Raw genomic sequence first — 16,033 nt, 5'->3', positions numbered from 1 at the left:
TTCCGAACAGAGAAGTCAAGCCCGCCAGAGCCGATGGTACTGCGGTAAAACGTGGGAGAGTAGGTCGGTGCCACCCTTTATCACTTTCAATAGTGCTACATCGCAAAAGCCTTAGCTAATTACTAAGGCTTTTTGCGTTATTATCCGTTTCATAGGCCTGTCATATTCTCCATAGCGCGCTTCGGCGCTAACGGAAAATACAAATTAACACACATACTTTTTATTGCGGTAATAGTAACTTACAATGATTTTTTTATGTTTGCGCTTCCAAAAATAGCCCCATGGAATTTGAAAAATTAGCAGCCCAAATTAAAGCAGAAATAGCAAAACTGGATACCACGCCCGAGCTTGATAAAATCAACAGGGCTTTTGACGAGAAGATCCGCAAGGTGGAGGAAGCCCGCCGCGAGAAGCTGGCTACCGTGCCCGACAATGCCGTAGAACGCAAAAAACTCATCGCTGCGCTTGAAGCCCTTGGTGAAAAATATGTTGAACCTGCTAAGAAGAAGAGCAGGGAATAAGGGATTGGTTTTGTAGAAGAATTTAAAAGGTCTGCCAGGTTTGGCGGGCCTTTTTTGTTTGTTAGGGTGTCCGGTCGTGGGGGCAATGGTGGTTTCGGAGCATTGGCGCTTACCTGTATTGTACTGTTCAATTTTTGAAAGTGTAAACACCTGGTGTTTTATTGTAAAATTGAACGACTGATAATCAGTGTGTTGTAAATTGGTAAATTTGTTCAAAATAGCAATTTGAACAACTTGTATTTGATAATCAGTTGTTTATGTAAATTGGTTTTTGAACGTTGAACACCCGGTTTTTAAAAATTGAACACTGACAAAATGCTGTCACCATTGGGGGGCTTTTTAGTGGGTAAATTTGAGTGCCTTTCATGATTGCCGGCGGGTTGGCGGCAAATAACGATGGATGTTTCGGGCTTTTGAGCTGCCGGACAGGGGCGCGACAAATTATGGACCATACTGCAGAAAAACCCCTGGTTATTCAAATGATTCAAAATGAGGTGCGGGAAGCGGCGGCTAAGCTTGGGCGAAAAGGAGAGGTTATGATCTCCGACCCGGATGCTGTGGTTGAGCTGTTTGATATTTACCCGGCCAATGAGTGGATGGCCATGGAAACTGAACACGTAACGCCCCAAATGCTGTTTGGCAACTTTTGGCTGGAGGGCGAGCTTTGCATCCTGTTTGCCGATACCAATATGGGCAAAAGCCTGCTGGCTGTGCAGCTGGCCGACAGCATTACCCGGGGCGAACCCATTGCTCCCTTTACGCTTGGGGCCGAAGCCTCGCCGGTGTTGTATATTGATTTTGAACTTACCGGTAAGCAGTTTGAACAACGCTATACCGACGGCCAAAACCGTTACCAGTTTGCCACCGAGTTTTACCGCGGCGAATACAACCAGTTTAACCGTGCAAGCTCGCATTATCAAAAGCTGGACAGGTATGTGATTGAAGCTTTAACGCGGGGCATTAAGCGTACCGACGCCCGGGTGCTCATCATTGATAATATTACCTGCCTGCGCAACGGAACCGAGAGCGCCGGGGCTGCCCTGTTGCTGATGAAGGAACTGAAAAAGCTTAAAACCCGCCATGGGGTGAGTATCCTGGTATTGGCCCATACGCCTAAGCGTAACCCGCGGCTGCCGCTGAGCCGCAATGATTTGCAGGGGAGTAAAATGCTCATCAATTTTTGCGACAGTGCCTTTGCCATGGGCGAAAGCCACTCCATGCCCGGCCAGCGCTATTTAAAGCAGATTAAGCAGCGCAGCACTGCCGAAACTTATGGCGTCGATAACATATGCCTTGCCCAACTGGAGCGGCATAGCGGCTTTTTAAAGTTTGTTTTTACGGGACATGACTGCGAGAAAAACCACCTGCGCGACGCCTCCCGGCAAGAACGCGAACGGATGCACCGGGAGGCTAACAAATTAAGCGATGAAGGTTTAAGCCAGCGGCAGGTGGCGGAGCGGCTCGGGCTGAGTGTGGGAAGTGTGAATAGGATGCTGAACAATACATTTTAAATCCCTTAAAAGGGCACGAGTACTTAGGCTTTTGATAGAGCTATGTACCCGCGCCGATGGGAGATGGGGTTATGGTGAACCTTTAAGCAACTTTATCTTTTACAAATGCAGATACTGTTAACCGATGAACACCTAATATCCGTCCTATTGCGCTGTATGATATTTTTTTATTGATGAGCGCCTGTATTTCGTTTTCCTTACCAGTTAATTTACGAATCTGTGAACGACTACCTTTAGGGCGACCTAAGGTTTGTCCCTCAGCTTTACGCCTGGCAAGGGCTTCTTTAGTGCGTTGGGAGATAAGATTACGTTCAATCTCTGCTGATAAGCCGAATGCAAAGGCCAGTACTTTTGAATTGATATTGTTGCCTAATTCATAATTCTCTTTAACTGTGTAAACCATTACATCCTTTTCCATACAATCATGAAGTATTTTCATGATTTGCATTAAATTACGTCCCATTCGAGAAAGTTCAGAAACTATTAATACATCACCTTTTTGCATACGTTGAAGCAAGTTGCCAAACTTACGAACGTCAAGGCGTTTAGTTGAGCTGATAGTTTCTTCAATCCATTCGTCTACAACAATGTTTTTTAATAGTGCAAATTTTAAAATTTCGAAGCGTTGATTTTCGGTTGTTTGTTTATCGGTACTAATGCGGATATAGCCGTATTTCATAGTGATGAATTTATATGTATTAAAAGTTTATTCTAATGATGCTAAAATTAAATTACTAATACTCTTAATATCGATAAATTAAGAAATAGTAATAGGAGCGTTTTTATTAATCAATACACCACAGTTCAAAATGGATTTTCAAATGAAGATAGTTGGGTGGTTTTGACGGGTATCGAGGAGGAAATAAAGGCAAAAATAGAGATGTTAGGTACTCCGCTAAAAGGTTGGGATATACAAATAAATTATGGAATAAAAACTGGTTTCAATGAGGCGTTTATTATTGACGAACATAAAAAAGCTGAATTAATAGAGAAATCACCAGAATCTGCCGAAATTATTCGTCCGATTATTCGTGGCAGAGATATAAAAAAATACACCATAGATTTTGCGAATAAATGGTTGATATACGTTCCATGGCATTTTCCTTTGCAAAACGATGATAATGTAAAAGGAAATTCAATTGAAGCGGAAAAACAATTTGCGAATCGATATTCTAATATTTATAACCATCTAAATACCTTTAAAGGCACCTTAGAAAAACGGAATCAAGCCGAGACTGGAATTAGATATGAATGGTACGCTTTGCAAAGATGTGCTGCGACTTATTTTGATGAGTTTCAAAAGGATAAAATTGTTTATATCGACATAATGACTGATAACGAAGTTGATGGATATGAATTCCCTTCTTTTTCTTATTCAGAAAACGGAGAACTATTATTAAATACAGCATACTTTATCACCGCAGACACCAAGGTCCTTAAATACTTACTGGCAATTCTAAATTCAAGAGTTGGTAAGTTTCTCATTAAAAATTACACTTCGCAATTGCAACAAAGGCAATATAGAATGTTCAGTCAGTACGTCGTAAACTTCCCTATACCGCCAATTGTTAAGAATACACCTGATTTTGAGTCCCTGATTAATAAGGTATTAAGTTCAAAAAAGGAAAAGATGGACACTAAATGTATAGAAGATGAAATAAATAATTTGGTTTACGATCTTTACGATTTAACAGAAAATGAAAGAGAATATTTCAATAATATTAGGTAATCAAATAATTTGAATAAAACCTATAGTCTCTCGTTCTTCAATGGTTAACTCATATAAATTAAAAAGCATTTCATCAATTTCCTTTTCGAGAACATGAGTATTCAAATTCTCTCTTTTTAGATGTTGTATTTTTTCAACCTTTAAATTAAACGTGTTGTTAATTTCTTCGTTGATCATTTTCACAGGTATCAAATCAAAGAATATCTTTCTTAATTCTCGAGTGCCCCCCATTAGTTCTGGAAAATTATTGAGAAAACAATACTTAAATATTGATGAATTGAAAAAAGCAGTCAAATATGCCAAATACTGTCCGATCATTATGAAGCATTTATTATTCACTAAATAATCGCCATTTTCGTCTAAGAAGAAGTTAATGAATTTTGTTATTTCAGGGTAAATAATTTTGCTTTTGCTAAAATCATCTATGTAAGCACAGTTACGAAGATTTGACCAATGATCACCCTTATCTGAACGCCTTTCTAACATTTCTTTGAATCCTTCTAAATGCTTATAAAGTTCTGGATACTCCAATTCTAAAGAAACTCTTGGCACATTCTTACTTTTAATGCCATTATGAGCATGTATAATCCACAATTTACTGCCACTTATAGCGTATCTATATATGTCCTTGCCACGAAGAATCGGACGAATAATTTCGATATTTTTAGGCGAAGATCTAATTAGCTCATCTTTTTTATGCTCGTCAATAATAAAAGCTTCGTTATACCCGGTTAGTATACCTCGATAAATATTGATATCCCAGTCTTTCAATGGTGTACCGGCCTTTTCTACCTTTCTTTTTATAGACATTTCAATTGGAGATAGGATAACCCAGCCATCATTTGAAAATCCATTTTGAACTGTGGTGTATTGATTAATAAAAACGCTCATTTTTTCTAAACTACCGAGGCTTTTATCTAACAGGCATGTAGCTATTTCACCATCATATGGAGAGTTTTGGGCGATTAACATATTAGCGTCAACCGTTGCTGATTCAAATACCTGATAACCACCAAAGTCAACTAATAACAACGGGTTGGTTTTCTCTAAAAAGAAGCGGCGCATGGCTTCTCCATAATTAGCCCGCATCCATTTATTTGAAGTTATATAACCGAAAAAGTAATTGGGTTTTAACAGCTTTTGGGCTAATTCATAAAAAAGGCAATATATGTCTCCTGTACGAACAAAGGTCTCATATCCGCTTTTTTGTAATGCATCAGCTTCGGCACCCATCTTTTGCAATTGTATATAAGGTGGATTGCCAATAAGAACTTCAAAACCATCAAAGTCTCCTTTGGCATTCAATACTTCAGGGAATTCAAAGCGCCACTCAAAGGCATTGCGGTATATAGCGTTATTTTCAATCTCCTTTATTTCAGTTTCTATTTTTTCTATACTAAGTACAATACGTCTTATTTCCAGTTCCATATCCTTTTGGCTTCGCTTTTTTTCACCAAAAAGATCAATGTTGTTCTGTGCAAGCGCGTGTTGCCCCCTTAATTCGGATAAGCGTTTGCGCCGCGGATCGCGACGGCTTACAGTTTCATGAAACTGATTTTTGATATCCTTAATGAAATTTTTGAACTCTTCCTTGGCTTCTTTTTTCGATTCTTCTTTATAAGCTTCAACTGCCAACTGGTAGTCACTAACACTAAACTTCTGTTTCTTAAAAACATCGGAAAGGTCTTCGGTAAGTGAAAACTTGCTGAGGAGCGAATTACCACGTTTTATATTGATATCAATATTAGGTAATGTTTCAAGCTGTGTGTATTCTGTATCTGGCTTATAATAAGTGTGTTTGAGCAACTCTATCCATAAACGCAGACGACAGATTTTTACAGAGTTAGGGTTTATATCCACACCGAAAAGGCAGTTTTCTATGATTTTCCGCTTTTCCTCAAATAGAGTGCTTTGGATACGCTGCTCTTTTTCTGACACAATGTTAGCGGTAGGGGTAGAGGATTTGATGGTATAATCAAAAAATGCTTTAGTATCGTGATATGTGATCACCAATTCATCGTTAGCTATACCAACCTCAATTTCTGAGAGGCGGGTGCCGTTAACATCGGCCAATATGCCCAATTCAGATTTTATACTTATAATTTCGTTAAGGCTTGATACTAAAAAGTGACCGGAGCCAACTGCAGGGTCGGCTATGCGAACTGTTTCAATTTGGTTGTTGAATTTCAAAATGTCTTTTGCATTGCGCCTATCTGTGAGGTAATTTTTCACGTCGCCAATAGTTTCGCATTGCCATCCATTTTCTTCGTTAAACTTTTGTACAACCGCTTTCCTTATTGTTTCACGGCATAAGAAAGTAGTTATTGCCCCTGGAGTATAAATTGATCCGTCTTTATATCCGTTGATTTTTTCAAACACCAGACCTAAAACGGCAGCATTAATAATTGTTTTATTTTCTTCCTGTACTTCTTCTTTGCCTATCGAAGCGAAATTATAGGCATCCAAAAAATCAAATAGATAATGTAGTGTATTTTGAGTATCGGCATATTTATAATTAACAGCTTTTTTAAGTACCGAACCGGGATAGATATCAATGTTGAGGTTGTCATCAAGGGCATTTACCTTGATAGTAAGTTCTTCGAGGTCAGAAAATTCAAACAGGGAACTATTGAGATATGGAATATGTGCGTATTTGGCTTTAATGGCAGCGCTGCGATCAGTATGTTCTTTGGCAAGCACCTGGAAAAAGAGTTTATATAACTCATTATAATTAGGAATTATCTGCTGGTTAAGGAAACGATATTTGCGATCTCCCTGATGGTATTTAACCAATTGTGCTTCCAATAACTTTAAAAAAAGTATGCGGTTAATCCATGTAATGCTTAGTTCAAGACCGACATTAAATAATTGTTCATCGCGAGTGTTTCCCTGTAACAGCGATGAAGGAATTTTATAAAGAGCATCTTCCGTTTCAAGAAACTCAATTGTATTCTCAATAAAGGATGCCGGATTGCGTTTACCCTCAGGTAACCGACGAATAATTTTTCGACCGCTTTCTTTGTATTCCTCTAATCCTATAATATGCAACAGTTCGGCGAAAAAACCTTTATTAAGTGTGTTACTATCGTTTAAAAATGGGAGTTTAAGTAGATGTACCGGAGTAAAGAACTTATAAAGTGGTATTAAAGCGTTGTCCTTTGTGTTTTCGCTTTTTAATAATGGAATATATTTTTTGAGATTAAAATAAGTAAAGCTGATTTCTTTATCAAATTCAACTAAAAACGGCTTTATAATTTCGTTATAAAATAAGTCTGTGGTGCTGCTTACCTTTTGCTTATTTTCCCATTCGCGATATGCTTTTTGTAGCTGTGTGTTTTTTGTAAATATTCTCTCAAACTGTTGTGCATCAAAAATAAACCACTCGTAAATGTTGGTTATTACTAAATGGGTTAATGAGTTATTTTTCGCTTTTGTCCTTTCTCTAAAAAAATAAAGAATAAGCTCATGCATAGCCTTCGTATTCAGATTGGTTTGAGTGACCATATCTGCCTTATTACTGGGCCGCTTAACTTCAAACAATACACCAACCGGGGTAGTGGCATCTTTACCTAAGTGAATAACAAAATCGGCTTTCCCCTTTGTAGCGACCAAATAATCAGGATGATAGAAAGTAGTCTTTAAAAAGTCTGTTAAGTGACCTTTAACATTCTCCTCACTTTCTTTTTCATCAATTAAGTTTAAAAGATTTTGCAGGTTCTTTTTAAACAGGTCAATATCCTTACGAAGCGGGCTAATGAGACGATAAGCCCGATCAATGCTGGCCTGAAGCTCGCTGATATCTATAGTCATTTAGGGTCGGTTTAGAAAATAACTATAAATATATTGTATAATATAATACCCCGTTTAAATTAAGCAGGAATAAATTAATATATTTTTTTCAATTACTATAACATTGCCTAATAAAATAGCTGATGCCCCCGCGCCCCGGCCGCGTTAGGGATTGCAGCGGAAAACCCACAGCCTTGTGCAGGCCTTCGCGCAGGGGCCAAGGCGAGGATTTGCAGCGTAAAGCCCGGGCCGCAGGCAACGCCATTATTTTGATTTCGGAATTGGGATTTTCAATTTCGGATTTAAGGCATTAAGAAACGGGTGTTATGCTGAGTGTTTAAATCCGTGGCCTCTGAAGGTGAAATGACATCTGCGTCACGTCATTGCTGTAAGGAATGAAGTAATCCCCGACAGGTTGGTAAGGGGCTTCATAAGTATTTGACTTACATCGTCGCGCTCCTGGCCGCGCGGGGCCAGTTACGTTTTTCGCTATTTGTTCATTTTTTAAGGTGCTCAAGAAGGCTCCGCCGTTTGTCTTGCCACAAAAGTAACCAAAAAGGCTTGCAGCAGAGAGGCTTCTTTGCGCACAACCTGGCCCCATAGCCATCGGCGCGGCCTTCACCCTGCAAAACGAACAGAACCACGGGCTGCAATTATTTTGCCCCGATTCGCACGCAATGCCTCCGCTTCTGCAAAAACTTGCTATGCCCCTGCAGCCGCACCGCCCAGCATCGTTCTGCTCGTTTTCACCCGAAGCTGATCTGCTGCGAAAAACCACATTTTTTATCTTGTCATGGGTAGCCCGTCGAAGGGCCTCTGCGCGCGACCCTTCGACAGGCTCATGGTGACAGGCCTTTGCACTCGGGTTGACAACATTAAAACGGGGGGCATGCTGAGTGTTTAAATCCGTGGTCTCTGAAGGTAGTATGACATCTCTTCTTAGTCATGCCGAACTTGTTTCGGCACCTCACAAGAAAAGTGGCAAATTTGATTAGCATGGTTGCTTAGCGAGTGGGGTGCTGAAACAAGTTACCCATGACAAGTTTATAAAATGACGTCATCCCGAACTTGTTTCGGGAACCCACAGGACAAGCCGCATGAAGTATACTTAGCATGTGAGGTGCTGAAACAAGTTCAGCATGACGGATGGCGGAGATGTCATTTCACCTTCGGAATCCGCTCCGGATTTAATTTACTCAGCATGACCTTAATTTTATTATGTCATGGGTAGGTTCTCAAAGCATGGTGGGTGAGGCCTCTGCGCGCGACCCTTCGACAGGCTCAGGGTGACAGGCCGCTATCACTGCAACTGCTGCTGCTACTGCCACTAAAAAACTAACTGCAAACTGCCCACCAAAAACTGCCCACTGATTATTGCAACGTTACTACCTTGTACAAAATCCAGCCTTCGGTTTCGTAGGCGCGTTTATAGTTTACACCGCTGTTGAGGCGGCGGATTTCGGGGATGTACCGGTCGCTAAGCTGGGTGTAACCGGTGAAGGGGTTTTTGGGGGTGGCTATCAGGATATAGTCGTCGTATTTGTATGGGGTTTCAATGGCCGACAGGAACGAGTTGAGCTGGTAGGGCAGGGTTAGTTTTTTGATATTGTTGGTAAAGGCCACAATAGGGTATGATACGGCATCGTCCATGAGGATGTGCGTATTATCGGGCAGGCTGTTGATATAGGCTGCTATTTCTTTGCTTTCGTTTTGATCGGTATTGGGCTCCAGCCGGCTAAGAGTGGTGATGAAGCGGCGCTCGTCGGTAATGAGCGAGTTGGTTAAAAAGGTGTAGCCGGTATACAGCTGCAGTACCATTACAAAGGCCAGGCCCAGTTTAAGGGGCAGCATATTTTTAATGGTACGCACCTTAAATATGATACACAGCAGCGCCACAAATAAAAATATAAGGTAGTACTGGTAGGTGAGGAACAGCTTATCGTACTTAATGTGCAAAAACTCCACAAAGGCAAACAGGGTGAGTACGGTTAGCACATGATAAGTGCTTTCGCGCAGCAGGTACAGGCCAAACAGTATCAGCGGACAAAAATATATCACCCTTAATGATACCAAGATGCTGAGTTCGGGCAGCTGGTAGTTTACGGCAGTGGCGGCGGTGTCATAATTCAGCTTGTCGACCAGTACATTCCAGGTGGCCAGGGGGCTTTCCATAAAGTAGTTATAGTCGCTGGCGTGGGTTTGGTTAAGCAGCTTATAGCAAACGAGGGATACCACGGGCAGGATAAACAGGATCACGTAAATGGCAAAAGTTTTATTAATAAGCTTACGCCTTAACGACGGACTGTTAAAGCTCATGAACAGCCTGAAAATGGATTCCTTTTCGCCCAGGTTTAGGCTGGCCAGCGTGATGGACAGCACCAGCGGAATAAAGAACAACGTGAGCCAGATGAAGCGGTAATCGCAAAAAATGAGCAATACCAAACACATACTGGCTATGGATACGTGGAACGTGGTGTTTGAGCGGTAAAACTTAAGCAGGTTAAGGAAAAACAGGTATACGAAGATCACTACCAGGTAAATGGCTTTGCCCGAGCAGGCCATGTAAATGATACCGGGATGCAGCAAAAATAGCAGGGCTACCATGATGAGGTAAAAATCGTCCTTCACCCTGATAACAAACGAGCGCGAAATAAGATAGAAGAAGCCTGCCGTACCCAGTGCCGATGCGATGACCGGGGCGAAGGAACTGTTTATTGACGAAAATACGAGCGAGGAGTAAAAGGGCAGCAGCGGGGCGGTTAAGCCCATTACCTTGAGGCGGTTGCCCAGCCCCTCAAACACGATCTTTGTTTTTTCGATATAAAAAAGGCTTTCCTGGTTATAATAGCCTAAGTGGTTAAGGTATATGCCGATAACCAGGTACCAGGCTGCCAGCACCAGGGTAAATATAAACAGGTATGTACTTTTGGCAGTTTTCATTTAATAACGTTTGTGGGGTTATTAACCTTACTTAAACCGTGGTTGGTTTTTTCCCAGTAAAACGGATTGGTGATAAGCTGGTACAGGCCCATATAGGCTGCTACGGAGTGCATGAGCCAGTAAACCGGGTTGGCTATGGCAAACAATATGAGCTCGAAATAGCGGCGTTTAAATACGGCCATCATGTTGATATAGATCATGAGGATATTGCCTACCATGAGGTTAAATATCGACATGAACAGTACCCAGTCCGGAAACAAATTGCGGATGGTTGAAAAATCAAATATGAGGTAACAGATAAAGATGATGAGCAGCACCGGGTAAATTAAAAAGGTGGCTGATGTGGCGCCGATGAAAAAGTTAAAACCCAGGAAACCGCGAAAGCCTATTTTACGGATGAGGGCCGGCGGGTTGCGCATGTGCACCAGGTAGGTTTGCATGTAGCCCTTGATCCAGCGCGAGCGCTGGCGGATCCAGTTCCAGAAGTTGTTATTGGCTTCTTCATACGTGGTGGAGTTTACTATGGCCACCTTGTAGCCTTTGGCATAGGCGCGTACGCCAAGGTCGGCATCTTCGGTTACGTTAAAGGGGTCCCAGGCGCCAAGCTCAATCAGCGCGTCCATTTTAAAGTGATTGCTGGTGCCGCCAAGCGGGATGGGGATATCCAGCGTATCCAAACCGGGCAGCATATAATCAAACCAGTACGAATACTCGAGGGTGAACATCCGGGTAAGGAAGTTCTCATTACGGTTAAAGTAGTTTAAGGCGCTTTGGATGCAGATATAGTTTTCGGGCAGCTTGTTAAACAGGGCCACCACTTTTTTAAGCTGATCGGTATCGGGAATATCCTCGGCATCATAAATGGTGAGGTATTCGCCCCGCGAAAAATGCAGACCGTAGTTGCAAGCCTTGGGCTTGGTTTTAGGCATGTGGAAAGGCACCACAATAACTTCAAACACAGCGGGGAAATCGAGGTTTTTTACGGCGTTTAATGTTTTATCATCATCTTCTTCAATAAGCAGTTTGATATCCAGCTGCTGGCGCGGATAGTCGAGGCTTTGCAGGTTCCAGATGAGTTTTTTGATCAGCTTATCTTCCTTGTAAACAGGCAGCAGGATGGTGTATACCGGCAGCTCCTCGTTTACGATAGCGCGCAAATCATCTTTGGTGACGGCCTGGTGCAGCTCGAACCGGGAGCCTACCAGCGCCAAAAACAGTTTGAAGATAATGGCGATGAGGAAAAACGAACTGATGACTAAGTTAATGGAGATGGATACGTTTTTAAAGTTGAGGAACAGGCCGATGGCGGTAATGCCCCACAAAGCAAAAATGAAAACCAACTGTGATGTGGTGAACGTTGTTGAGGCCGAGCTTTTAGGGTCGCGCTTAAGGAGCTCGAAAACCGATGCCTTAACATATTTTTGCCCGGTAAGCTTGTGGCTTAGCCAGGTGATCTCCAAATCGGATGCTACGATAACTTCGGGTTCCAGGTCATAGGTAAACCTTACAAAATCAAGGAAAAGTTCATTGCCTGGGTCGGCCATAACGGTAACCACTTTATTGTTTTCGATGCGAAGGGGGAGGCCCAGCTGATCGTTGGCAAATTTAAGGTCAACCTGGTCGAGGATTTTTTGGTCGAAGGCTTCCTGGCGGATCTCGGCAAAGTGGTAGCCTGCGTTGCCCAAGGCGCGTTCATAGTTTTTGCGGGAAACATAGCCGAAGTTAAGGGCTATTTTGAGGTATGACATACCCGATCTTTCCGAAAAAGCATGGATCTTTTCCTGGTCGGCCGGCGAAATAAATCCGTGGGCAACCAAAATTTCAGGAACAGAAATACTCAATGTATCCATATTAGGTGTTTTATAACCTCACCCCCCGCCCTCTCCAAAGGAGAGGGAGCTTTTTTTAAGCCTTCTCCTTTGGAGAGGGCAGGCGGTTTGTCATTGTATTTATGATGATGCCTTAGCGTCATTTTCTCACAACCCTCTCCGTTGGAGAGGGCAGGGTGAGGTACTAATCGTTAAACAGATCCTGCGATTTTTGAACTTTTGACCGCACATACAGGAACGAAAGCAGGATCAGGATCAGGATGCCCAGCAAAATGTACAGGTTATAGCTGTCCCAGAAACGGGTAAGGCCGCTCTTGGTATCGATGTACTCCAGGTTTTCGCTGGATTTGTTGATGTTGAACAGGTACTTGTTGGAGTTAACATCCGAGATACAAACATTGCTCGACAGGGTTGAAAGCTGCTCGGTAATGGATTTGGATACCGCCAAAAAAGCTTCAGAAACATGCGTGCCGGTAGCGGTAAGCACCAGGGTAGCATTGTTGCTTACGCCGTAAAAGATTTGCGCCAGGCCGTTTGATACCGTATCCGAAAGCGCGTAAACCGGGGTATTATTATCGGTGTTGTACAGCCGGAAGTTCCTGTCGAATTGGATAGGGGCATCGCGAAACTCCTTAAGTATTTTATCATCTTTTGACAGCAGGGCTATGATATTGTATTGCTTGAAGTCAGTTGGTTTCAAATCTTTCGAGTAAACAAACTCGGGGAAGTTATTGGCGTTGATGTTATTGTTAAGCTCATAAATGATCTCGCCCATAGCGCCGGCGGCATATTTGGCGTATTCCTCGCTTACTACAATTTTGGTAGTGCCGTTGTTAAAAGCCTCGGGATACTGGTAAAAGCTCAGGTCGCTGGTGATGAAGGGGTTTTTTGACTCGAGGTATGATTTGTCAACGTCAACTTCGGCAAAAAAGTTGGTAAAGCTGTTGCGGCAGTTGCCATTGGTAGGGTAAAACCTGAATTCGGCCTCCAGCGTGTTGTATTTATGGTGCTGATAGCGGTTAATGGTGATAGAGCTGTTCAGCTTGCCCGATGCATCCAGCTTTTCGCTGCTGATAAGTAAGCCGTTAAGGTATATGTTGAAGAAACCACGGTCGCCGGGGGCAAGGCCGCTGTAATTGGCAATAAAACGGATCTCTACTTCTTTAGGGGTGAAGCTGAAATCACTGTTTTTAAAGCTGTAAGCGCTTTTCAACGAGCCAATGCCCGACAGGAAGTCGCTCACGCCGCCAATTTGCTTTAAAGATAGTTTTGAACGGTTTTCGTCGATAGTTTTAAAGAAAGTGTTCTCGGCCTTGTTGATCAGCAGGTAATCGCCATAGGTTGAGTTAAGGATGTTCATATTGCCAAGGGCGGTGATGGCTTTTTCATAACCGGTATCATCGCCGCCGGTAACAAACAATACCTCTTTAGGCGATTGCTCCTGCGTTACGGTTTTAACCGGCACAAACCGGCCTTTTACATCAACCATGTGCACAATGGTATCAGTGAGCAGGCTTACCGATTTATGCAGGTAGAATAAACCCTGCGTGTTTTGCGGGGTAACTTTTACCAATGCGCGTGCATCAGCAGGTAATTTATCAATGGCACCTACCCTGATGTAATTACGAACGCTGTCGGGCAGTTTGCTTTCTTCATAAACTGCAATTGAACGGGTTTGGGTCTTTTTTAATCTTGAATAAGCCCAGGCTACAGCTTTAAGGTCATGCAGGCTTGGGTTTGACGGGTAAACGATAGCTTTTTTAGAGTCGAAGCAGTTGCTGATATTTACGTTATCAAAAAAGTTTTTATTGCTTTTAACCAGCGACAGGTATGAGTAGTTTTTGATCCTTAACCACATAGCCGGGTTATCGAGGTCTTTACACTGATCATCGGTGATGGTGAGCAGGGTTTTGATCTGGATCTTGAGGAACTTATCGGGGCTCAGATCGGCACGGCTCAGGTTAAGGGTGATCTTCTGGATAGAATCGGGGCCCAGGTGGCTGCTGTATGCCGGTTTGTTATTAATAACCAGGTTAATGTACGAATGCGATTTTATCAATGCCTGCGACGGTTCAAAAAATAAAACCAGTTTACTGCCATTCATTTCAATCAAAGGGGTGATCTTGAAGTAAAATGAAATAGCGCCGCTCATGCCGTATACCACGTCATCGTCATGGCCGTAGGCTTTAAAGGATGCAATGCTGTTGCCCTGAGCCTGCGAAGCCGTGTTGAATAATAGGATAAAGGCTAATAAGGTAAAAAACTTATTCATTGATATAAATGTTAATTTATTACGTAAAATTCTACTCTGAAATAATTGCCGTTGTCATCGCTGCGGTAGCTGAGCTCGCCGCCCATTTCCTGGGTCATCAGCTTGGCAATTGATAAGCCCAAACCCAGGCGGCTTTCACTAACGCCGTGCGTATCGTTAAGGGTTTTAAGCTTGTTGAACATCATGTCCAGTTCCTGCTGGCCTATGGCTATACCTTCGTCAATGATCTCGAAAACAAAACGCTGGCGCTGCAGGCTGGTTACTACCTTAATGCTGTTATTGGTTTGCGAAAATTTGATGGCGTTTGATAACAGGTTTTGAAACACCTGGCCGGCAAATACCTTGTCAAGCCGCACGTTGAGGGGCAGCTTCAGGATATTATCAACCAGGTGGATGTTTTTCATGAGGGCAGTTTCGTACAGGCCTTTAAAAACATGCATTACTTCAACGTTGATGTCAAAGATCTCCATGTTGAATTTCATATCCGGCGATTCGATCTCCTTAACATCCATGAGCTTGTTAAGCATATACTGCATCTTATCAGCCGATTCGGCGATGTAGCCCACAAATTCTTTCTGATCGGTGCTGAGCCTGAAATCCTCTTCCCTGATCATGTTGTTGCTCATTATAATAGAGCCGATGAGGTTTTTAAGGTCGTGCCCGGCAATATTGATAAAGCTATTCTTTTGGCTGTCGAGCTTGCGGAGCTGCTCATACTGATGATCGATGAGGTTATTTTTTTCGTTGATATCCTTGTTTTGCTGTTTAAGCTGCTCGTTTGATTTTTCGATCATGATCTGCGCGCGTACTTCACGCTGGATCACCTTGTAACGTGCCCCGGGTATTAAGCAGGAGATGCCCGAGATGATAAAAAAGATCTGCCCGCCGTTACTTAAAACCAGGTCGAGATTGTATTCGCTTAGCAGGTTAAAGAAGATGGCCAGTAACAATAGCGCCATTAAGGTTTGGATGATGGAGTTTAAGGGCTCCCAAAAAACCTGCAGGTTAAAAAACAGCAGGGTGGTAGCAAACAGCATAAAATAAATGGTCAGGAACTGAATGTTTACCAGGTTGCATAAAATAGCTGCCGTTACCGAAAGCATAAAGAAACTGATATGCAATAATATGCGGTAACTAAATTGTTTATGCTGAAAATAACTGAACAGGCCGTATATAATAAGGATAGTGATAATGCGGATAATAAAAAACTGCAGCCAGTAGTTTGTAGCGTAAATAAAATCAACAATACTAAAAAGAGGGTACAGGAATATAATTGTCCAGATTATATTATTGGTTTGATACCATGCTTTTTTGGAGGTCTCTTTAATTAATTCTTCGTTGGTAATTTGAACAAACATTATTTGTTATCTTGAATTGTAATTAAAAATTAAGGCCGCTGTTTAAATTAACTCCGTTAAATATTTGATAGACAAAAATATTCG

9 protein-coding genes and 1 rRNA gene are annotated in these 16,033 nt (G+C 42.2%); 4 read left to right on the top strand and 6 right to left on the bottom strand.

Translation table 11 applies throughout. The annotated features are described in order from the left end of the window. The 3 genes from rrf to ABIC84_RS26765 all read left to right on the top strand — a co-directional run. Positions 1 to 76, top strand: a 5S ribosomal RNA gene (gene rrf, locus ABIC84_RS26775); the annotation flags it as partial. 205 nt (positions 77 to 281) lie between these two features. Beyond that, the gene (locus ABIC84_RS26770) at positions 282 to 521 is read left to right on the top strand and encodes a hypothetical protein (protein WP_090535008.1); all 240 of its coding nucleotides are present in this window, start codon (positions 282 to 284) and stop codon (positions 519 to 521) included. 443 nt (positions 522 to 964) lie between these two features. Further along, positions 965 to 2,032 carry an AAA family ATPase gene (locus ABIC84_RS26765; protein ID WP_429265545.1) on the top strand — a complete coding sequence of 356 codons (1,068 nt, stop codon included), beginning with the start codon at positions 965 to 967 and terminating at the stop codon, positions 2,030 to 2,032. An 82-nt stretch (positions 2,033 to 2,114) separates the two neighbouring features. Here ABIC84_RS26765 and ABIC84_RS26760 read toward each other — a convergent pair whose 3' ends face one another. Then, positions 2,115 to 2,711, bottom strand: a complete 597-nt coding sequence (locus ABIC84_RS26760; protein ID WP_429265544.1) for a master DNA invertase Mpi family serine-type recombinase — start codon at positions 2,709 to 2,711, stop codon at positions 2,115 to 2,117. A 162-nt stretch (positions 2,712 to 2,873) separates the two neighbouring features. Between ABIC84_RS26760 and ABIC84_RS26755 the strand changes: the two genes are divergently transcribed. Beyond that, the gene (locus tag ABIC84_RS26755) at positions 2,874 to 3,761 is read left to right on the top strand and encodes a TaqI-like C-terminal specificity domain-containing protein (RefSeq protein ID WP_429265543.1); all 888 of its coding nucleotides are present in this window, start codon (positions 2,874 to 2,876) and stop codon (positions 3,759 to 3,761) included. Here the strand turns inward: ABIC84_RS26755 and ABIC84_RS26750 are convergent, their stop codons facing one another. The 5 genes from ABIC84_RS26750 to ABIC84_RS26730 all read right to left on the bottom strand — a co-directional run bounded on the left by ABIC84_RS26750 (position 3,762) and on the right by ABIC84_RS26730 (position 15,949). After that, the gene (locus ABIC84_RS26750; RefSeq protein ID WP_429265542.1) at positions 3,762 to 7,571 is read right to left on the bottom strand and encodes a DUF7149 domain-containing protein; all 3,810 of its coding nucleotides are present in this window, start codon (positions 7,569 to 7,571) and stop codon (positions 3,762 to 3,764) included. Between the two features lie 1,350 nt (positions 7,572 to 8,921). Then, on the bottom strand, positions 8,922 to 10,490 hold the full coding sequence (locus ABIC84_RS26745) for a hypothetical protein (RefSeq protein WP_429265541.1): 1,569 nt from the start codon (positions 10,488 to 10,490) through the stop codon (positions 8,922 to 8,924). Continuing rightward, positions 10,487 to 12,340, bottom strand: coding sequence for a glycosyltransferase family 2 protein (locus tag ABIC84_RS26740; protein WP_429265540.1), 1,854 nt, complete (start codon positions 12,338 to 12,340; stop codon positions 10,487 to 10,489). Before ABIC84_RS26740 ends, ABIC84_RS26745 begins: the two co-directional genes overlap by 4 nt. A 163-nt stretch (positions 12,341 to 12,503) precedes the next feature. Next, a complete protein-coding gene (locus ABIC84_RS26735) occupies positions 12,504 to 14,591 on the bottom strand; it encodes a cellulose biosynthesis cyclic di-GMP-binding regulatory protein BcsB (RefSeq protein ID WP_429265539.1) in 2,088 nt (695 codons plus the stop codon). Between the two features lie 11 nt (positions 14,592 to 14,602). After that, complete coding sequence (locus tag ABIC84_RS26730) at positions 14,603 to 15,949, bottom strand: sensor histidine kinase (protein WP_429265538.1); 1,347 nt, start codon at positions 15,947 to 15,949, stop codon at positions 14,603 to 14,605. Positions 15,950 to 16,033 lie beyond the last annotated feature (84 nt).

The organism is Mucilaginibacter sp. 3215, assembly GCF_050433785.1.
In the GTDB taxonomy this organism is placed as follows: Bacteria; Bacteroidota; Bacteroidia; order Sphingobacteriales; family Sphingobacteriaceae; genus Mucilaginibacter.
The sequence above is the reverse complement of the archived record's forward strand: the minus strand, read 5'-3'. Positions and strand labels throughout refer to the sequence as shown.

Excerpts from the sequence above, each read along its gene's own strand:
- ABIC84_RS26760 (WP_429265544.1), bottom strand. The coding sequence starts at position 2,711 with ATGAAATACGGCTATATCCGCATTAGTACCGATAAACAAACAACCGAA.
- ABIC84_RS26735 (WP_429265539.1), bottom strand. The coding sequence starts at position 14,591 with ATGAATAAGTTTTTTACCTTATTAGCCTTTATCCTATTATTCAACACG.
- ABIC84_RS26740 (WP_429265540.1), bottom strand. The coding sequence starts at position 12,340 with ATGGATACATTGAGTATTTCTGTTCCTGAAATTTTGGTTGCCCACGGA.
- ABIC84_RS26730 (WP_429265538.1), bottom strand. The coding sequence starts at position 15,949 with ATGTTTGTTCAAATTACCAACGAAGAATTAATTAAAGAGACCTCCAAA.
- ABIC84_RS26765 (WP_429265545.1), top strand. The coding sequence starts at position 965 with ATGGACCATACTGCAGAAAAACCCCTGGTTATTCAAATGATTCAAAAT.
- ABIC84_RS26770 (WP_090535008.1), top strand. The coding sequence starts at position 282 with ATGGAATTTGAAAAATTAGCAGCCCAAATTAAAGCAGAAATAGCAAAA.
- ABIC84_RS26750 (WP_429265542.1), bottom strand. The coding sequence starts at position 7,571 with ATGACTATAGATATCAGCGAGCTTCAGGCCAGCATTGATCGGGCTTAT.
- ABIC84_RS26745 (WP_429265541.1), bottom strand. The coding sequence starts at position 10,490 with ATGAAAACTGCCAAAAGTACATACCTGTTTATATTTACCCTGGTGCTG.